This window comes from Leclercia pneumoniae (genome assembly GCF_017348915.1).
In the GTDB taxonomy this organism is placed as follows: Bacteria; Pseudomonadota; Gammaproteobacteria; order Enterobacterales; family Enterobacteriaceae; genus Enterobacter; species Enterobacter pneumoniae.
Genome location: NZ_CP071383.1, coordinates 1,429,881 through 1,448,099, shown reverse-complemented (window position 1 = coordinate 1,448,099; position 18,219 = coordinate 1,429,881). Strand labels below are relative to the sequence as shown.

The 18,219-nt window shown below is 56.5% G+C and carries 17 protein-coding genes and 1 pseudogene; 2 read left to right on the top strand and 16 right to left on the bottom strand.

Translation table 11 applies throughout. From position 1 onward, the window contains the following. Positions 1–49: 49 nt before the first annotated feature. The 13 genes and pseudogenes from JZ655_RS06795 to gspC all read right to left on the bottom strand — a co-directional run bounded on the left by JZ655_RS06795 (position 50) and on the right by gspC (position 13,808). Positions 50–2,749 carry a glycosyl hydrolase family 18 protein gene (locus JZ655_RS06795; protein WP_207293343.1) on the bottom strand — a complete coding sequence of 900 codons (2,700 nt, stop codon included), beginning with the start codon at positions 2,747–2,749 and terminating at the stop codon, positions 50–52. A 249-nt stretch (positions 2,750–2,998) separates the two neighbouring features. Next, a pseudogene (locus JZ655_RS21490) lies at positions 2,999–3,781 on the bottom strand (prepilin peptidase). Continuing rightward, positions 3,778–4,263 carry a type II secretion system protein GspM gene (gspM, locus tag JZ655_RS06780; protein WP_046886859.1) on the bottom strand — a complete coding sequence of 162 codons (486 nt, stop codon included), beginning with the start codon at positions 4,261–4,263 and terminating at the stop codon, positions 3,778–3,780. Before gspM ends, JZ655_RS21490 begins: the two are co-directional and overlap by 4 nt. Next, positions 4,260–5,405, bottom strand: coding sequence for a type II secretion system protein GspL (gene gspL / locus JZ655_RS06775; RefSeq protein ID WP_207293341.1), 1,146 nt, complete (start codon positions 5,403–5,405; stop codon positions 4,260–4,262). Before gspL ends, gspM begins: the two co-directional genes overlap by 4 nt. A gap of 15 nt (positions 5,406–5,420) precedes the next feature. Further along, positions 5,421–6,428 (bottom strand): type II secretion system minor pseudopilin GspK, encoded by a 1,008-nt coding sequence (gspK, locus tag JZ655_RS06770; protein ID WP_207293340.1) that lies wholly within the window; start codon positions 6,426–6,428, stop codon positions 5,421–5,423. Then, positions 6,425–7,087: a type II secretion system minor pseudopilin GspJ gene (gene gspJ, locus JZ655_RS06765; RefSeq protein ID WP_207293339.1), complete on the bottom strand. Its 663-nt coding sequence runs from the start codon at positions 7,085–7,087 to the stop codon at positions 6,425–6,427. The genes gspK and gspJ overlap by 4 nt, the downstream gene beginning before the upstream one ends. Continuing rightward, positions 7,084–7,464 (bottom strand): type II secretion system minor pseudopilin GspI, encoded by a 381-nt coding sequence (gene gspI, locus JZ655_RS06760; RefSeq protein WP_207293338.1) that lies wholly within the window; start codon positions 7,462–7,464, stop codon positions 7,084–7,086. The genes gspJ and gspI overlap by 4 nt, the downstream gene beginning before the upstream one ends. Further along, entirely contained in the window at positions 7,457–7,942 is a 486-nt protein-coding gene (gspH, locus tag JZ655_RS06755; protein WP_207293337.1) for a type II secretion system minor pseudopilin GspH, read from the bottom strand. Before gspH ends, gspI begins: the two co-directional genes overlap by 8 nt. Beyond that, positions 7,942–8,391, bottom strand: a complete 450-nt coding sequence (gspG, locus tag JZ655_RS06750; protein WP_046886865.1) for a type II secretion system major pseudopilin GspG — start codon at positions 8,389–8,391, stop codon at positions 7,942–7,944. Before gspG ends, gspH begins: the two co-directional genes overlap by 1 nt. Positions 8,392–8,394: 3 nt before the next feature. Further along, on the bottom strand, positions 8,395–9,603 hold the full coding sequence (gene gspF / locus JZ655_RS06745) for a type II secretion system inner membrane protein GspF (RefSeq protein ID WP_207293336.1): 1,209 nt from the start codon (positions 9,601–9,603) through the stop codon (positions 8,395–8,397). After that, positions 9,603–11,081, bottom strand: coding sequence for a type II secretion system ATPase GspE (gspE, locus tag JZ655_RS06740; protein WP_207293335.1), 1,479 nt, complete (start codon positions 11,079–11,081; stop codon positions 9,603–9,605). Before gspE ends, gspF begins: the two co-directional genes overlap by 1 nt. Before the next feature lie 8 nt (positions 11,082–11,089). Then, complete coding sequence (gspD, locus tag JZ655_RS06735; RefSeq protein WP_207293334.1) at positions 11,090–13,021, bottom strand: type II secretion system secretin GspD; 1,932 nt, start codon at positions 13,019–13,021, stop codon at positions 11,090–11,092. A 13-nt stretch (positions 13,022–13,034) separates the two neighbouring features. Then, positions 13,035–13,808, bottom strand: coding sequence for a type II secretion system protein GspC (gene gspC / locus JZ655_RS06730; protein WP_233801372.1), 774 nt, complete (start codon positions 13,806–13,808; stop codon positions 13,035–13,037). 255 nt (positions 13,809–14,063) lie between these two features. Here gspC and JZ655_RS06725 point away from each other — a divergent pair, with 255 nt between their 5' ends. After that, positions 14,064–15,626 (top strand): peptidoglycan-binding protein, encoded by a 1,563-nt coding sequence (locus JZ655_RS06725; RefSeq protein WP_207293333.1) that lies wholly within the window; start codon positions 14,064–14,066, stop codon positions 15,624–15,626. Position 15,627: 1 nt separating this feature from the next. Next, positions 15,628–16,149 carry a hypothetical protein gene (locus JZ655_RS06720; RefSeq protein ID WP_207293332.1) on the top strand — a complete coding sequence of 174 codons (522 nt, stop codon included), beginning with the start codon at positions 15,628–15,630 and terminating at the stop codon, positions 16,147–16,149. On the opposite strand, the gene JZ655_RS06715 is transcribed toward JZ655_RS06720, so the two are convergent. The 3 genes from JZ655_RS06715 to JZ655_RS06705 all read right to left on the bottom strand — a co-directional run bounded on the left by JZ655_RS06715 (position 16,143) and on the right by JZ655_RS06705 (position 18,208). After that, the gene (locus tag JZ655_RS06715; protein WP_342592081.1) at positions 16,143–16,580 is read right to left on the bottom strand and encodes a helix-turn-helix domain-containing protein; all 438 of its coding nucleotides are present in this window, start codon (positions 16,578–16,580) and stop codon (positions 16,143–16,145) included. The genes JZ655_RS06720 and JZ655_RS06715 overlap by 7 nt on opposite strands. Positions 16,581–17,039: 459 nt before the next feature. After that, positions 17,040–17,888: an N-acetylmuramoyl-L-alanine amidase gene (locus JZ655_RS06710; RefSeq protein WP_207293331.1), complete on the bottom strand. Its 849-nt coding sequence runs from the start codon at positions 17,886–17,888 to the stop codon at positions 17,040–17,042. After that, complete coding sequence (locus JZ655_RS06705; protein ID WP_040078541.1) at positions 17,888–18,208, bottom strand: heavy metal-binding domain-containing protein; 321 nt, start codon at positions 18,206–18,208, stop codon at positions 17,888–17,890. Before JZ655_RS06705 ends, JZ655_RS06710 begins: the two co-directional genes overlap by 1 nt. Positions 18,209–18,219 lie beyond the last annotated feature (11 nt).

Here is an 18,219-nt window from a genome sequence, read left to right as displayed (position 1 = left end):
ATAGAAAAAAACACCCCCCATCCGGGGGGTGTTGCGTGCTACAGAGAGATTAATTGCAATCTGACGCCGGGCCGGTTTTCACCCAGACATCGCTGTTGCCCGGTTTATCACCGCGGGTCCACCACTTCGCACGGTATTGATTACCTTCGTACGTGGTGGTGTCGCCGCCGTTATAGACCACATCAGAGCGCCAGTTGAATTTCACCTGGCTGACCAGCTCCCAGGCCTGTGCGCCGAATCCAGGCTGATTGCCCTGCGTCCAGTACTTCGCTTTCCGCACCAGGTTGTCGAAGCTGACGGTATCGCCGGCGTTATAGACTTTATTCGCTGCCCAGGCCGCATATTGGCTGGCGTTAGCATCAACGGGGGCGTCGCAGTTACCGGTCGCTGTCCCTTCGTCTGCTGGCGTCGTTCCTTCGTCTGCCGGTGTGGTTCCTTCGTCAGATGGCGTGGTCTCTTCGTCCGCTGGCGCTGGCGCCGCTTTCGGGTTGACCGTCACCGGGACGTTAGACTGCACGCTGGTTTTCCCGTCAGAAACGATCACGCTCAGGGTATAGGTCGAGGCATTGCTCACTTCCGGGGCGGTGATACGCACGTTAGCGGTATCTGTTCCGGTCGCATTCATATCTGCCGGTACGCTCCAGCTGTAAGTCAGCGCATCGCCATCCGGGTCCGTCGCCTGAGCATGCAGGGAGACAGCTTCACCCGCCTCAACCGTTACCGGATCCATCGCATTGACGATCGGCGCCTGGTTGGCTTTAGGCGCTTTATTCACCACCTGCACATCAATCGCGTTGCTCAGCCCTTTGGCGTCGGTCACGGTCAGGCGGAAGACGAAAGTCTGATCGCTGGCGACAGCCGGAAGATTGAAGTTAGCAATCGCCTGAGTGCTGTTGGCCAGAGTCACCGCCGTACCGGACACCTGGGTCCATTTCCAGGTCAGCGCATCGCCATCCGGATCGGAAGAGGCAGAACCGTCCAGGGTTACGGAGGCCGGGCCCGTCACGTTCATATCTGTCGCTGACGCTACCGGCGCATGGTTAGTCACCACCGGATCCACCGGCGCAGAGCCGCCGCTTACCAGGCTTTCGTTCATGGCATTCAGGATATCGCCGTTATCAGACTCGATGGACCATGCGAACAGCCCGCCGAGGTTTTTATTCAGCACGTAGTTGCCTTTCGCTTTGACGGAGCGCGCATCGTCGTAGCTCACCAGCTCGCCGGTGGAGCGGTTAAACAGATACGGTGCCTCGGCCGCGGCGTCGTACTTATATTCCCAGCCGGGTTTGCCCAGCATATTCTTGACGATGTCGCGGTAATCGATAATCCCCGCTTCCCAGGAGCCTGCAATAGGGCCTGTTGCCGTGCCGGTGAACGGGTTATCGCCGGTGTAACCGTGCACCCCTTTCCAGCCGCGACCGTACATCGCCGCGCCGACCACGATTTTGCCTGGCTGTACGCCCTGAGCCAACATCGCATTGACCGCGTTATCGGTGGTGTAGTTGGTGTCTGGCTTCCAGGAGGCACCATACAGTGCCGTCTGATGGCCCAGTTCAGTATTGCTCCAGCCGCCGTAGTAGTCGTAGCTCATCAGGAAGATGTGGTCGATATACTGCTGCGCAGTGTTGTAGTCCACGTCTTCAATCTTATCGCCGCCCGCACCGATCGCGGTGGTCAGCTCGTAAGTCCGGCCCGTTTCAGCGGACAGCTCGTTCAGCATCTGACGCAGATCGTGCATCAGCGCGGTGTAGGTGGCTTTATCAGTCTGTGGGTTACCCAGCCCTGGGTTCTCGCCGCCGCCGCCCGGGAATTCCCAGTCGATATCGACGCCGTCGAACACTTTCCAGGTTTGCAGGAACTCTTTAACCGAGGAGACGAAGCGGGCGCGCAGTTCCGGGTTGTTCATCTGGAAGAACGGATCGGACAGCGTCCAGCCGCCTACGGAAGGCAGGATCTTCAGATCCGGATGCGCCTTTTTCATCGCCATCAGCTGACTGTAGTTACCTTTGTAAGGCTCGTCCCAGCCGGTTACGCCCTGCTGCGGCTTCTGCAGCGCCGCCCAGGGGTCATGGATAGCCACGGTATAATCCGGGCGTCCCTGACAGGCGCGTTTCAGCGCTTCCAGCGCCCCTGACGCTTTGGCGCTGTCGTTGATGCCGTCACCGCCACAGATAGGAATAAAGCCGTACAGGAGATGGTTGATGTTAGCCACCGGGATTTTATCGGCGGTAAAGTTACGGTCATACACGCCCCATTCCGGGAAATAGGCGCCCACCACCTTGTCGGTGTGCTGCGTGAACGTTTTATTATTTTCCAGCAGCGGCGTGTTCATTGGCAGGAGATGACTTCCGTCGGTATCGGCCACGATAATCAGCTTGCTGGCGCTGGTTGAACACCCGCTATCGCTACAGAGTTGCACCTGCTCCTGATAGCGTCCGCCTTTTTTGACCTTGAAGGTCGCGTTACCTGCGGTGCTACCCGCGCCTGTCCAGACCGTCTGGCCATCGAGCAGCACTTTGGCCGAGGTAGGGGCATCGCCGCTCCAGACGGTCCATTCGACTTTAACGTCAACGCCATCTTTGTGAACTTTAATAAGGTTATTGTAATCCTGGGCCGTCTGGTCTACTTGCACCAGGGCAAATTTGTCATTGCCGGTGGTAATTGAAGGCGTACCCGGCAGCGCGGCAAATGCCGAACTGGTTGCTGCCGCAACAAAAAGGGCCAGATATTTTGGCTTAATAAACTTCATTGTTATTTCCTGATCAACTTATTTTTCAGATAGGGACAGCCCATACTTTCCATCGGGCTGAAAGCATTCATTGCAATGTGTGTAATAAAACAGAAAACCCGTTACGCGAAATTAACTGTGTTGCACGTCCTCCAAATAAAAGAGACAACCCAAGCTCCTGTTAGATTGATATCTTTTGATCATACGCCGAAGGTAAATTATCTCCTTTCTTTCCTTCATCGAAAAAATCACCAAAAAAACTTGCTTCTTTTAAAGAAAGAATTGCGCGAGATAGATCGCGATCCCGGCCAAAGCTAACGCCGGGCCAAACGCAATGGCGGAATGCGTTTGGCGGTTAAAAATGAAATATCCGCTGATACCCAACAACGCCGCCACCAGCACAATAGCGGGCAAGGCTTGCCAGCCACACCAGGCGCCCAGGGCCGCCAGTAATTTAAAATCGCCGTAGCCCAGCCCTTCACGCCCGGTCGCCAGGCGAAATGCCCAGTACAGCAGCCAGAGCGACAGATAACCCGCCACCGCGCCATAGAGCGCGTCCGACAGGGGCAACTGATGATCGAGAGCGTGGCATACTAACCCGGCCCACAGTAGCGGCTGCGTCAGGCAGTCGGGCAGCAGCTGATGCTCAGCGTCTATCAATGCTAACGGCAGCAGAAACGCCATCAGCAGCCAGAGAGATGCCAGGGAGAGGAGATCGGCCCCCCACCCGGCGGTGAAGCCATAAAAGAGGGCGCAAAGCAGTTCCAGCAGAAACAAGCGCAGGGGGATGGCGGCCTAGCACTGGCTACAGCGCCCGCGCAGCGCCAGCCAGCTAATAAGCGGAACGTTCTCCCACGGACGAAGTGAATGCTGACATACCGGGCAGTGCGATGCCGGAAAGAGCAAATTTTTATCGTGTCCTTCCTCCATCACCATCGGCGGAACACGCTCTGCAACCACCCCGAGAAAACTGCCTACAATCGCCCCCAGCACCGCGCTCATCCCGCAGAACGCCAGAGGATAACTCTGGCGTATAAGCGCGAGCCCATTCACGCGGCTTTTCGCCAGGTTAACTGAATTTCAGCCTTCACATCGCTCAGGTGATCGACCGGAGTAAGGTTCATTTTCTCCAGCCGCACGCCAGAGGTGATATTGATCTCCCGCAGCCAGTTTTTCAGCACATAAATGTTGACCCGCTCGACCACAAAAGAGAGGGTCTGCCCCTCCTGACGTATATTACTGAGGGGTAACTCGATTTCGTGGGCGCTGTTTTCAACCACGCTGCGGGGATTGTCCGTTTTAATTTGCTGGACCTGAAGATGATTAATATCGATTTCGTTACGCATCCAGTTTAATGTCTCCTTTTGTCTGTCGAGTTTTAACTGCGCGGTTTGAATAATATTATCCAGGGGAACCATTGCCATATAATAAACAGCGGCACAGCACAGCGCCGCGCCACACAGTTTTATTATCGCTTTCTCTCTGGCGCTATAATTTTGATATTTGCATGTCAGTTGCGCGATGCGTTCTTTCATTTATATTTTCCGGTGAACATGGCGGTATAGGGCGCCTCCCTTGAAACAGGCTGCAGCGTAAAATCAAATTTCGTACTTGCCTGGTTCACAAAGGCCTGCAGCGCCTCGGGCGATTGCGCACTGCCGCTCAGGGTCAGGGTGTCGTGAGTGGCGTCGTACTCCAGCACATCAATGCCCATCGCAGGCACCGCCTTTTTAACGGCTTCAAGGTCGTCGAGCTGGAGGAAGAAGCCCCGGCTCTGCTTTTTAAGATTCTGACCAAAATGGTATTTAATGTTGGTCTGATGGCGCAGGCTGGGGAAGTAGTGCTGATAGAGCTGCACAATATCTTCCTGCACCTGGTTCTCCTGCTGTACCAGCTTCCACGCCAGCGCGGCACGCGGCCCTAACAGAAGCGTCAGGGACAACAACCCCGCCGCGATCATCGCTGTTCTCATCCCTTTTTTGGCGGCCAGGTGACGCGGTTTCGGACTAAACGCTCCGTGGAGCAAATTAACCCGACAGCGTTGCCACTGGGGCTGGATTAGCACCAGAGGGTGTTGCCAGGGCAGGGATCCTTGCGCCGTCAGCCCTGCAGGCAGCGCGCCATAACTGTGCAGCACGCTCTCTCCCGCGCGCTGTAAGACCAGCGGTAGCAAGGCTGCGTCCAGTACCGACGCCTCGCCTGAGAGGAAACGGACCCAGTATTCGCCCTCCAGTACCGCCACCGTACTGCCTCCCGGCGTGGCCGGCAGCAGCCAGGCATCCGGCAAGACCTGAACGGGGGTAAGCCCCGCCGCGTACAACGGCGCCAGCCACTGGCGTAGCCGCGACGCATCGATGGCCACTGCATCCACCTCGCGCCCCTTTTTCCCGAGCACCGTCCAGTGAAGGTTGTCCACGTCGCCGATCAAGGTCTCCTCGGCCATCCAGGAGAAAGGGGCGGAGGCGTTGGCACCGATTTTTTTCGGCAGTGTAAAGTGGCGGAAAATAAACTCGCTGGCAGACAACAACACGCAAACGCGCCCGGCGAGAGGATGATCCGCCAGCGTGTTCAGCGCCTCCGGACCATCCAGCATCTCCACCTGCTGGCTTCCGGATTCGCACCACCCTGTTTTTCCGCCCTCATCCCGGTCGGGACGAATAAAAAGCACCTGTTTCATAACGTTCAACTTTGGTTATTCAATCATTCGGTAACGACGCTGCCATGTCACAATCTCGCCCGCTTCAGGGTTAACCTGAAGCTGGCTCACCACTCTGAGCGTCAGGGCGTCGGTATTGCCGGTATAATTCACGCGAAAATAGCGGCTATTTACGGCGATCTGCTGGGCAACCTGCGGCAGATCGTCTTTTAACTGCGGGAAAAGTTGCTCCAGCGCCTGGCTGAAGGCTTCACCACTTTCCCACCCCGCCTCGGGACGGGCAGCGATCACCCGCGCGGCGTCATCGGCGGTTAACTTGCCGGGAAACAGTGCGGCCAGAACCGCGGCCCGATCGGGCCGAAGCGTATTCACATCCACCTTGCTGGCGCTGTCCGGCAATGCGCAAAGCAGCTTGCTCACCTTTGGCCAGGCGGCGGCAGGGAATGCCGGTAAAAGTTTGATCTCTGCAATGTTGGTCATCATCTGGTTCGCTGGCTGGCGGGCCGGTTGTAGGCCCGCCCAGGCATCGATCTCCGCCCCCCCTTTGACGGTGGTGCTGTCCCCATCGAGATAATCCATCAGTTGGGTGTAAATCTCTTCCGCCTGGTGCTGGCCGATGCCGCCGTCAGTTAGCAGTTGTTCCATGCTCTGCTCAGCCCGGGATTTTTCTGGCAGTGCCCCCGCCGGTTGCCCCGCCGTCGGCGCGTCTGCGAGCAGGTTGTTGACGTTAAAGCAGTCCTGCGCGTCCTCAACCTGCCCGGTGACCGTGTAATCTTCCCCCCGCGTCTGGAGCGGCTGGTGCCACTCCCCCCCGGGATCAAGCGGTTTACTTTCGCCGCTCGCATCCACCTGCAGGCGTGTTTTCACCTCTTTCTCCTGGGCCTGCATCGCCCAGCGCAGCTGCTGCTGACTCACCTGATAGTGCGTTTTTTGCAGGTTGCGGCAAAACTGCTGGCTCATTTTTGCCGCCAGCGCCGACATCATCACCAGCAGGATCAAGACCACCAACAGGGCCACGCCTCGCTGCTTCGCTAATTGCCTCATGGCTGTGCTCCCTTGTCAGGAGAGGGCGTCGCCTCCGGAGGCGGCGGGGTTAACGATCCTGGCGCTGGCTGCTCTTGCTGTTTCGGCGCCTCTGCCACTTCCGGCCGGTCGCTCGGGGTAGTGAAAACCCAGCGCCAGCTTTCGCCATTGTTCATGGTCAGCGTCAACTCCACGCCGTCGGGCTGATGATCGCTGTCGCTCCAGCTTTTTAACCATCCGTCGCGATAAAAGCGCCACTGCAGGGATTTCACGTCGCTGACAATGGGCACCTCGTCCGGTTCGACGCCGGCCGGGCTGTCGATCGCCGGCCAGACATCGCGATACAGCCGCCCCTCTTCCAGCCGCCAGCGCACGCGCTCCAGCTGTACCGAGCCGCTCACGCCGCTCAGGGTGGTCAGCTCAAGGGCATTTTCTTCTTCCCGAAAGCGCCCCGGTTCATTACGCGGCGCGCGCGCCTGCAGCTGAAAGAAGTCGCGCTCCAGCAGGCTCCAGGCACGCTGTAGCTGGTTCAGTTTTGCCGCGCTGGCATCGGTGGCCGAGCTGGTACGCATCGCCCCGTCCAGAATCTGCCAGACGAGCGTGCTGATCACCGCAAAGATCGTTAGCGCAATCATGATCTCCAGCAGCGTAAAGCCGCGCTGGCGCTGCATAGGTTTCACTTCAGCTCTCCTGGAGGAATGATGTGCAGGGCAATCACCGGCTGGCTTTCGTCGCCCTCCGCATATACGCGAATGTCACTGGCCCAGCCCTCTTTCGCCGTTTTGACCCGCTGTTTGCGCCAGGTCCAGCTGCGGCCCCCCATGATCTCGCTGCCCTGCGCTTCGGCGTCAGGAAACGCGGTTTTCTCCAGCTGCGCTTCCGCCAGCTGGTTTTCCGCCACCCAACTGGCCTGCAGCGTATCGGCCAGGCCATGGGTAAAGCGCACGTTCAGGGTGACAGAGTTCATCAGCGCCAGCGCGGCCGTGGAGAAGATCACCAGCGCGACCATCACCTCCAGCAGCGTCATCCCCTGCTGCTTTGCTGTACCGTTACTCATCGTTTTCAACCGATACCGGGGCAGCGCCCTGCGATACCACCCGGAACGCGTGCGTTTTATCTTCGCTTTGCAGCGCCAGCGTGAAGCGGCTGATTTCACCGTCCGGCAGAAAAACAATCTGCGGCTCGGCGTCCGTGGTGGCGGCCAGCCGCTGGGGGGAGAGCGAGACGTGCATCGCTGGCGGAAACTCGCCCTGAGTCGTAATACGGCCCGCGGATAAGGGCGCCCACAGGCGTTCGCCATTTTTATCTTCGAGCGTGACCAGCTGATATTTCTCGGCGGTAATAACTAACCCAACGATATTTCCGTCCATCACTGCGCGATCCGATCCATAATCAACAACGGCTTTTAATTGCTGGCCAAATATATCCGCGCCGCTGCGTGACGGTATTGTTGATACCACCATCATGGCGCAGCTGGCGAATATCACCAGCGCCAGAATAATTTCCAGCAACGTAAAGCCGCGTTGGTTTTTCATTATTTCTCTTTTTTATCGAGAGACCAATTGGTGATGTCATCGGCGGTATTCGCTTCGCCATCCGGTCCTGCCGAAAAGAGATCGATCGCGCCGTGTTCCCCTGGGCTTACCATCAGATAATCACTGCCCCAGGGATCCTGCGGCAGGCGGCGGATATAGCCCCCCGCGCGGTAACCGTTTGGAATTGGCGCAATTTCAGGTTTGGTAACCAGCGCCTGCAACCCCTGTTCTGTGGTGGGGTAGCGGTGGTTATCCAGCTTATACATATCCAGCGAGCCTTCGAGGGCGACAATATCACTGGTTGCCTTTTGCGCGTCGGCTTTTTCTTTATTCCCCATTAAATTGGGCACCACCATACTCGCCAGTACGCCGAGAATAACAATTACCACCATTAATTCGAGCAACGTGAAGCCCGCCTGGCGAGCCAGGTTTTTACGTTTCATAGCCATTTATTAACCTACCATGTTATTAAGTTGCAGAAGCGGTTGTAATATTGACAGCACAATGAATAAAACAATGGTCGCCATACTCACCACCAGCGCCGGTTCAAATACCGACAGCGTTAAGGTAATTCGGTGCTGTAAGGCCGACTCCTGATTTTCTGCTGCGCGATCCATTAAGTTGCCTAATTCCCCGCTCTCTTCGCCGGAGGCGATCATATAAAGCATGGTGGGCGGAAATAATTTCGCCTGTTCCAGGGCGGCATAGAGGGTTGCCCCCTGCCGTACGGTATCGGCCGCCTGCTCAAGCACCCGGCGCGCGTAGAGGTTTTCGATACCGTCCATCGCAATGTACATCCCCTCCAGCAGCGGCACGCTACTGGCCTGCAGGATACTCAGCGTGCGGATATAGCGGGCGCTGTTGATGGCGCACACCAGCTTTTTAATCGGCGAGCGGTTTACCAGCCAGCTGTGGTAGCGAAAGCGATTTTTACTGTTGCGAACCCAGCTCTTAAAGCCGATTATCCCCCCGCCGAGCGCGCCTGCTATGTAGATTCCCCAGGCCTGCAGAAAATCGCTGACGGCAATCAACGTACGGGTCGTAAGCGGCAGTTGCTGCTTCATATGGGTAAACTGTTCAATCACCTGCGGCACCACCGCTACCAGCAGAATGCTGATTACCGCGACAGCCACCACCGTCAGGGTGATGGGGTAGACCATCGCCTGCGTCAGCTTGCTCTTCATCTTCTGGCGCTGCTCGTTATACTCCGCCAGTTTTTCCAGCACATCCCCCAGGTGGCCCGTCTTTTCACCGGCCATCACCAGGGTGCAGTAGAGCTTGTCGAAGGTGCGCGGAAACTGGCTAAAGGCGTCGAAGAGGGTATGCCCCTCCACCACCTTCTCGCGGATCTCTACCACCATCGACGCCAGCTTTTTATCTTCCGTCTGTTTCGAAATGGCCTTCAGCGCACTCTCCAGCGGCAGCGCGGCGTTGACCAGCGTAGAGAGCTGGCGGGTAAACATCGACAGCACCGGCGTAGAGAGTTTTGCCCCGGTCTTTGCTTTCCCACTGGCGGCGGTCTGATGCGTTTCGCTGATGCTCACGGGCAGCAACTTTTGTTCCCGCAGGCACTGGCGAACCTGCTTTTGCCCCTCGGCCTGCATCGTGCCGCGCTGGGTTTTGCCCGCCGCGTTGGTCGCCGTCCAGGCGTAGAAAGCCATTATTCGTCCCCTCCGCGTTCGGCGGTGACGCGCATGACCTCTTCCAGTGAGGTAATGCCGCTTATCACTTTCAGCAAGCCGTTTTCACGCAGGCTATACGCCTCCTTAAACAGCTGGGTTTCGAGGGACATTTCATCTTTATCTTCGTGGATAGCCCGGCGCATGGCGGTGTCCACCACCAGGAATTCATGGATCCCTGCCCGCCCCTGATAGCCGCTCTGGCGGCAATGTTCACAGCCTACCGCGCGATAAATTTCCCTGGGCGGCGTCGCCATAAAGCTGAACAGCGCCTTTTCATTGGCATCCAGCGGGCTGGTGATTCGGCAGTGGGTACAGAGCCGCCGCACCAGACGCTGGGCAATGACCCCGAGCAACGATGAGCCAATCAAAAAGGATTCCAGCCCCATATCACGCAGACGCGTAATGGCGCCTGCCGCGCTGTTGGTATGCAGCGTCGACATTACCAGGTGACCGGTGAGGGAGGCCTGTACCGCAATTTGCGCGGTTTCGCCGTCGCGAATTTCCCCGATCATCACCACGTCCGGGTCCTGACGCAGGATCGCTCGCAGGCCGCGGGCAAAGGTCATCTCCACGCGCGGGTTCACCTGCGTCTGCCCTACCCCTTCCAGCTCATATTCGATCGGATCTTCGACGGTCAGAATATTGCGTTCATGGCCGTTCAGCGCCGACAGGATGGCGTACAGGGTGGTGCTTTTCCCGGAGCCTGTCGGCCCGGTGACCAGGATAATGCCGTGCGGGCGGTCAATCAGCCCCTTTAACTTTTCCAGCTCCTCATCAATCAGCCCGAGCTTGTTGATATCCGGCTTCAGGTTGCTTTTATCCAGCAAGCGCATCACCACGCGCTCGCCGTACTGTGACGGAATGGTCGAGACACGCACGTCAATCGCCTTACGGCCAATACGCAGGGAGATACGGCCATCCTGCGGCAGGCGTTTCTCCGCAATATCCAGTTTAGACATGACTTTAATACGCGACACCAGCAGGGGCGCAAGCTTGCGCGCCGGTTGCAACACCGGTCGCAGCGCGCCGTCCACGCGAAAGCGGATGCTCAGCGTACGTTCAAAAGTTTCGATATGAATATCCGAGGCGCCCTCTTTCACCGCCTCGCCGAGAATGGCGTTGATCAGGCGGATCACCGGCGAGTTTTCGTCGTTATCCAGCAGATCCTCGTTGTCGGGGATCTCCTCGGTTAAGGCCATCAGATCGATGTCAGCGTCCATATCGTCAACCAACTGTTGCGAGACGCCGCTGCTCTGCTGCCAGATTTTGGCCAGCAGCTCTTCAAAGGCCTCAGCCGTCAGGATGGCGGGATCGTAAGCGCGCCCGAGTACCCGGCGCATCTCCAGCAGCGCAAAGGCTGGGGCATCGTCACGGATATACACCTCATCCTGGTAATAGAGCACGCCGTTCTCTTTTGCGTAGCTGCTGCTGCAGAGAAATTGGGTCAATTCGTTCACGTTGCCCCTCACTCTTTAAAGGGGTTATGTGACGTGGCGGCGTGCGTGCTGCCTGGGGCGGCGCTTGCGGCAGACGCAGACGGGTACGCTGGCATCACCGGATTATCCACGTTAGAGACGATCCCCAGCTTTTTCTCTTCCATCCGCTGCTGCTGACGCGCGCGGATCTGGTCGTATTTCTCCTTCGATGCGGCGCTGTAGTTATCGTCGTCGCGCAGCACGGTGGTATGGATAAACACCATCAGATTGCGCTTCGACGTATCTTCCGAGGTGTAGCGGAACAGCTGGCCCACCAGCGGAATATCCCCCAGCAGCGGCACCTTTGAGACGGTCTCTTTGGTGACGTTCTCCATCAGGCCGCCGAGTACCACCGTCTGCCCACTGTGCACCATCACTTCGTTATTGATGGTTCGGGTGTTGAAGGTGGGGCCAAGGCTGGCGTCTTCGGTGGAGTTGGCATCTACGCTGGAGACTTCCTGCTCAATCTTCAGATGGATCATGTCGCCATCGTTAATCTGCGGCACGATTTTCAGCTTGGTGCCCACCGTTTTACGCTCGACGGAGTTAAAGACGTTATCGCCGCTGGTGGTCTGGGAACCGGCCAGTACCGGCACATCCTGACCCACATTGAATGAGGCCTCTTTGTTATCCAGCGTCACCACGCTCGGCGTGGAGAGGATGTCGTTTTTGGAGCCGGTGGAGAGAGCCGTCATCAGGGCGCCGAAATCACCGTTAAAGAAGCCGGTCGCCAGCCCGGTGAAGGAGGCCCCCTTCATCGTGCCGTTCTTGATCTGGCTGATAGGCAGCCCGGTCGAACCAAACTGTACGCCACCATGCTTGCCGGTCCATTGCACGCCGAGATCCAGACCGTTTCCGTCCTGAACTTCGGCAATTATGGCCTCCACCAGCACCTGCGGTCGGCGGATATCGAGCTTATCGATGACCTTCTCAAGAGAATTCATAACGTTAGGCTGGGCGGTGATCACCAGCGAATTCGTCGCTTCGTCAGCGGTGATATTCAGCTCGTTAGCGTTGCTGGTGGTTTTCACTTTCGCCGTACTGGCTTTGTCTTTCAGCTGCTCGCCAATGCCGGTCAACACTGGCACCACCTTCGCGGCGTTGGCATATTTCAGATAGAAGACGCGGGTGTTGCCCTCGTTATTCTGCTCACGATCCAGCTGCCCCACCAGCGCACGGGTACGCGCTCGCGCATCTTCCGACCCGCTGATCACCAGACTGTTGGTCTCATCATCGGCCACCACTTTGGTGGCGAGCTGCGGCGCGTTCTGCCCTTTTTGCTCTTCGTTATTGAGGTTGTTCAACATATCCGATAGCTCCCTGGCAGAGGCATACCGCAGCGGCACAATTTCGCGGCGCTGCACGCCCTCTTTATCCACGCGCTGCACCAGGTCCACCAGCCGATTGACCACCGAGGCTCTTCCGGTCAGCAGCAGCACGTTAGAGGGTTCGAAATGCACCACGTTGCCGACGCCGGTGGCATCGTTCAGCTGGCGCAACAGCGGCGCCAGTTCGCGAACCGGGACATTCTCCATGCGCACAACGCGGGTGATGATCTCATCCCCCTTGCCGGGGTTTTTGCTGTCCGCCAGCGGCGCACCTGCGGTACGGGCAACGTTTGAACGCACCACTTTCACCATCCCGTTATCCATGGGAATCACCGACAGACCGTAGAGATCCAGCACGCTCAGGAAGAACTGGTAATATTCGTCTTCCGTCAGCACGTTATAGGTGCGAACTGACACCGTACCCTGCACGGACGGATCGACCAGAATCGTTTTATTCAGATTACGGCTGACCGTATCGATAAATTCGCGAATATCGGTATTTTTAAAACTGGCACTAAAATTAGCAGCCAGCAACGAACCGGAATAGAGTGACGCGACGGTCAATGCAATACACGCCCAGGGAAATTTCTTCATCTCTTTACACTTGTTAATTGTTTACAACATTAACCCGAATATTTTCGAGGTGAGCGTGACGTTTAACCACCACGTTGGCCTCTCTTAATTTCGACCAGCTGGCGAGCATATTTTTCGCCTGTTCTTCTTTCGTCATATCAACGGAATTGATTTTTACGACCACATCCCCTTTTTGCAGCCCCACGTCGTGGAACCAGCTGGAGGCATTTCTGGGCTTTATTTGATAGCCTTCGAGTTGGCCGTGGTCGATATAGGGTTTCAGAACCAGAACATCGTTCAGATGGATATTCTCCAGCCCGGCATCGGTAGCCGGACGAGGCAGCGGCTTCGTGCCTGTCTCCCCTTTAAAGTAGTCGGGGCGCTTGAGAGCCAGCTTCTGCTCAACCCCCTGATAACTCACGACTATGTTGTCGGTATTGATCTCTTCAATCCACGCGTCGTTAACCCCCACCAGGCTCTCCCCCTCCCGATAACTCTGGACGCCGGAAGGGGTTTTCACCATGGCAAACGACAGCCAGGACTCATCGCTACTGATGATGCCTTCCACTTCCACGTTCAAGGGTTGTTTGACGATCGCCTGCTCAGCCCGTTGCTGCACGGCCGGCTGAAAGAGGGTAAATACGCTACGCTGGACCGGAGAAGAGACGGGCGTTTGTTCCGCTTCACTCATGTTATCGCTGGCCTTTTTGTAGTTTTTAAGCACGACATAACCCTGATGCCCGCTAAATAGCAGCACCATAAACATGATGACGGGGGTGAATAGTCCGGAAAAACGCTGCATCCTCATTTTTAACGGGCCTTTTAATATGCAGAAAAATAACAGCATGCCGCTGTACCAATGGCGGCAATAGTAAATATCGCTTGCGCGTACCTCCACCGGGTTCGCTATTAACTTTAATTGAGAAATCTGTTGACCCGAAAATAGCCAGATGTTAGCGACAAAGCGTGGTTATTTTTCTCCGCTGAATATTTTGCTTACGTCCGCCCCCTGCCTTATTTTCAGCCGCTATTCCTTATTAATGCCATTATTCGGTGAGTCGTTATGTATCTGAGTCATTTCAAATTCACGGGCCAGCCATTCCGGACGGTGACCCGCGCGCCAGGTGAGTTCCTGGTGCCCTATCACCAGGATGTGTTTGGTTTGCTGGATGAGAAAAGCTGCGCGCCCGGCGTGGTGGGACTCTTTTCTGACGACGATGCGCTGCTCGGCGCCTTTATTGCCGAGCTGCAGGTGCAGAAGATAGCGATGGTGACCCTCGACGCGTTTCCAAAGCTGAACGCCAGTGCGCTTCTCTATAAGCTAAACCCGAAGGCAAAAGAGGACAAAAATCGCCTGCAGGCTATCGATGCCATTCTGAGCCTCTGGCTCGACACCTTCCCCGCCTGCGGCAAAAAAGGCATGGTGCTGGCCATCAGCGCCGTACAGGCCCTGCGTGAAGGCGGCTGGGAGGTTCTGGGCATGTTGCTGACCCGTGCCCAGGAGAGAGCCTTCCCACTGAGCATTGTCATTACCGGTATGCCCGAGCAAGAGATGCGGGCGCGCCAGTCGTCAGCTCAGGGATCGCGTCTGCATACCTGTCATACGCTGCGTCCTCTCACCTGCCGCGAATTCATTGGCTATGTGCAGGCCCAAGTGACGCATCATGGGGCTGAGACCTCGCCTTTTGTTCCCGCCCGGATCCGCCGTATGCACGCCCTGACCAAAGGATCCGTTGGCAAACTGAACGCCCTGGCGCAGTTGGCGTTGCTCGCCAGCTGGACAGAGCGCGCGCCGCAGGTGGGTGCACGCCACCTGCGCCTGGCCGCGGGGGAATTGCTGCCGCGCCAGCGCAATACCCGGCGTAACGCAATGGTGGGGCTGTTTGCCTCCGTGCTGTTCGCCGCCTGCGGCTGGCATTTTACCGCCGCCATTCACGCGAAGCTCCCGCTTCAGCTGTCGGTGCCTGCACGCTGGACTCTGCATACCCCTGCCCCGGTCGCGCCGGCGCTGCCTGATATTAATAATGAAGTGGTGAATCAGCCGGATGCCCTGCACCAGCTCTATACCGTCTGGGGGTATGACGCATCCACGGATGAGAATCGCTGCGAAAGCGCTGGCCGCGTCAATCTGGCCTGTAAACAGGGCCACGCCACGCTCGCCGACCTTGAAAGAGAGGGCTATCCCTGGATCGGCGAGTTGAACAGCGGCAACCATATGAACTATGCGGTCGTGGTCCGGGCCGGGAAAGATTCCCTCGATCTGCTGATGAATAACCGCACCTGGCAAGTCAGCCGCAACTGGTATACCCAGCATGCCACCGGGAACTATACCCTGCTGCATCGCCTGACGCCGGAGGGCAAAGAGCGTATCGGCGCCAGCAGCGATTCGCAGGAGATGCGCTGGCTTGATGACCAGCTCAGCGAAGCGCTGCATGAGCCGAAAACCCATGCCACAACCTGGACCGCTGCGCTGGCAGCGCGTACTCGCGCATTCCAGAGCCAGACGGCGCTGCGTGTGGATGGCCTCGCCGGCGAACAAACGTTGATGGCGTTAATGCGCGTGAATAACAGTACCCCGGCGATCCTGACGCCGGTCAGCACCGCGTCAGTACAAGGAAAACGGTAAGATGTCCACGATTTGTCTGGCTGCCCAGCGCAGCTATTACACCCAGGAGCCGGTTTACTTCTCCTGGCGGCTGCCTTCTCCCCGGCAGGTCTTCACCCGCCTGATGGGCGGCGCATTCTGGCTCTGCGCGCTGGTCATCGCCGGGCTTTATGCGCATATGTTCTGGCAGGCTCGCCATCCGGCCCCGGCGCCAAAACCGGCGAAGGTGGTTCAGCCCGAAGCCCGCCCTTCGGAGATGCACTATGTATACATTTCGAAGCCCTTCCCGGAACCGAAACTCGTAACCTTGCCGCCGCTGCAGATGGCGTCGCCCGTTGTCGATAACGAGGCCAACTGGCAGCAGGCGCCCGACGGCGATCTTTCAACCCAACCGTTACCGGGAGCAGAAGAAGAGAGTAATGATACGTCGTTAAAAGAACGCTTTATGATGGCTTTGAAAGAGCAAGAACAGGACTATGCACAAGGAAAGGTTCCCTCACCACCCGATGAAACCGGTGATGAGGTCACGAAGGAGACTCAATAGCGCTCCGGCAAAGAGTTTAAAGAGACTAATTTGCCTTTTTCAACCACGATATAGTGACCTTTTTTCAGGTCGGAGAGAATTTTAATGATGGTACTGCGGGCGAGGTTGGTATATTCCTGAATATAATCGTAGATATTAATATCACGATTATGGTTAACCATCAGTTCATGGATCTCGAGTAAAAATTCACGCACAACAGAATAAGCGCTGCGGGCGATCAGAATATCGTCACGTTTACCCATGGCACAAATATACCAGGAAAGTACTTTGGTTAATTGCGGCCAGAGATTCTTTTCGGTGATAAGCTGAATAAAGTCCTCTTTTTTAATTGAACAAATCACGGCATTGGTTCGTGCGATGGCATAGGTATGTTCACTATTATAAAACATAGCGCTAATGCCCAGAATAAGCTGTTTCCTGATGGTAAACATGCTCAGATCGTCCGAGGTGCGGCGTAATTCAATTTCACCGCTGTGCAGCACATGGACGTAGTCTGAGCCGTAGAGAGGAATTTTTCTGCCACTTTTTTATATTACGCTCAGGAAAAGACGCTGTTGCAGACACAATAGCATCGACCTCAGGCTGAGGACGCAAATTACTTGCATAGATACTTAACATTTTTTTGTCTCTAAGGTATTTGAAGTTTTCAATAGCCCACAAAAATAAAATCATTGTGGGTTCAGATAAATTTAACCTGAATTAAATGATAAGTGTCATCCTGACGGAAAATGAAAATAATTGATTTTCTTCTGGCATTGCTTAGCAAGCTATGCAGTCATATTAAACCTGGTGATTTTTAAGTCAATTAACTAAAAATGAATCCACAATTCACTTAAGATGAATCTCAAATAAAATAAACGAATCATGCTGTTTGGGGTAATACCAAAGTATTACCCCTGTCCGTATTTCTCCAGCAATGCTTCGGCAATAGCCATGGTTTCGCGGTCGGCGAAGCCGTTCCACAGCCGGGGGCGGAAGTGCATCTGAAAGGCCATAATCACCCGCTTCTGCTGCGCCGGCGTGGCGTTAACAGCATTTTCGTAGCCGTAGCGGGCCAGCAGATCGAGAAGCTGCCTTGCCTGCACGGGCTCATGAGGAGAATGCCCGTTCAGATAAAACGCTACCCGGTGAGCATCCGGCCAGGCACCAATTCCCTGTGCTGCCAACGCCTGCCAGGGAAAGAGCGGCCCCGGATCGTCCTTTCGCTGCGGGGCGATATCCGAATGCGCCACCACGTTCTGCGGTTTGATGTCATAGCGGGCGATAATGGCTTTCGCCAGCGGAACCAGGGCGGCGATTTGCGTGGGCTCAAACGGAGTGAAGAACTTTTCGCCGCCGCTTTTCTGCCAGCCGCGGTTTTCTAGCTCGATGCCAATAGAGGTGTCGTTAATGCGCGTGGCCCCGCGCCAGAAACTGACCCCCGCATGCCAGGCGAGATCGCGCTCGGGTACCAGCTGGGATATACGCGGTTTGCCGTTATGCAGGGTGGGGATAGCCGGAATTAAGTAGTGCGAGCTGACGTCTTTGCCGGTAAGCGTGGTGAGCGAGCGGTCAAAATCGTCGGCGGTATAGTGGATCACCAGCACCTTGATACGGGGATAAGCCGCCTGGGCCTGGCGGCTGACGTCCAGCTCATAGGCGCCTTTATCGACGATAACCTGCCCGGCGTCCTTCTTCTCTTTACTGCTACATCCTGCCAGCAGTAAAGCCAGCACGCCGAGTGCAATTGCGCGCCGCATCAGCGGGTTTTCACCGCGGTGCCGCTCACGCTCACCATCAGCATGCTGCTGTCTTTACCGACGGTTTCGTAATCGATGTCGATGCCCACCACCGCATCGGCCCCCAGCGCCTTCGCCTGCTCGCCCAGCTCTTTAAACGCAATTTCCCGCGCTTTGCGGAGCTCTGACTCATAAGCGCCCGAGCGACCGCCGACGATATCGCGAATGCCGGCAAAAAAGTCGCGAAATATATTCGCGCCAAGAATAGCTTCGCCGGTTACCACGCCGCAGTACTCGGTGATCGGCTGTCCTTCCAGGGTTGGGGTCGTTGAATATTTCATCAGTTTCATCC

Excerpts from the sequence above, each read along its gene's own strand:
- gspG (WP_046886865.1), bottom strand. The coding sequence starts at position 8,391 with ATGGCTATGAAACGTAAAAACCTGGCTCGCCAGGCGGGCTTCACGTTG.
- JZ655_RS06705 (WP_040078541.1), bottom strand. The coding sequence starts at position 18,208 with ATGAAATATTCAACGACCCCAACCCTGGAAGGACAGCCGATCACCGAG.
- gspK (WP_207293340.1), bottom strand. The coding sequence starts at position 6,428 with ATGAGGCAATTAGCGAAGCAGCGAGGCGTGGCCCTGTTGGTGGTCTTG.
- JZ655_RS06710 (WP_207293331.1), bottom strand. The coding sequence starts at position 17,888 with ATGCGGCGCGCAATTGCACTCGGCGTGCTGGCTTTACTGCTGGCAGGA.
- gspF (WP_207293336.1), bottom strand. The coding sequence starts at position 9,603 with ATGGCTTTCTACGCCTGGACGGCGACCAACGCGGCGGGCAAAACCCAG.
- JZ655_RS06720 (WP_207293332.1), top strand. The coding sequence starts at position 15,628 with ATGTCCACGATTTGTCTGGCTGCCCAGCGCAGCTATTACACCCAGGAG.
- JZ655_RS06725 (WP_207293333.1), top strand. The coding sequence starts at position 14,064 with ATGTATCTGAGTCATTTCAAATTCACGGGCCAGCCATTCCGGACGGTG.
- gspH (WP_207293337.1), bottom strand. The coding sequence starts at position 7,942 with ATGAAAAACCAACGCGGCTTTACGTTGCTGGAAATTATTCTGGCGCTG.
- JZ655_RS06795 (WP_207293343.1), bottom strand. The coding sequence starts at position 2,749 with ATGAAGTTTATTAAGCCAAAATATCTGGCCCTTTTTGTTGCGGCAGCA.
- gspI (WP_207293338.1), bottom strand. The coding sequence starts at position 7,464 with ATGAGTAACGGTACAGCAAAGCAGCAGGGGATGACGCTGCTGGAGGTG.
- gspM (WP_046886859.1), bottom strand. The coding sequence starts at position 4,263 with ATGAAAGAACGCATCGCGCAACTGACATGCAAATATCAAAATTATAGC.
- gspC (WP_233801372.1), bottom strand. The coding sequence starts at position 13,808 with ATGAGGATGCAGCGTTTTTCCGGACTATTCACCCCCGTCATCATGTTT.
- JZ655_RS06715 (WP_342592081.1), bottom strand. The coding sequence starts at position 16,580 with ATGTTTACCATCAGGAAACAGCTTATTCTGGGCATTAGCGCTATGTTT.
- gspD (WP_207293334.1), bottom strand. The coding sequence starts at position 13,021 with ATGAAGAAATTTCCCTGGGCGTGTATTGCATTGACCGTCGCGTCACTC.
- gspL (WP_207293341.1), bottom strand. The coding sequence starts at position 5,405 with ATGAAACAGGTGCTTTTTATTCGTCCCGACCGGGATGAGGGCGGAAAA.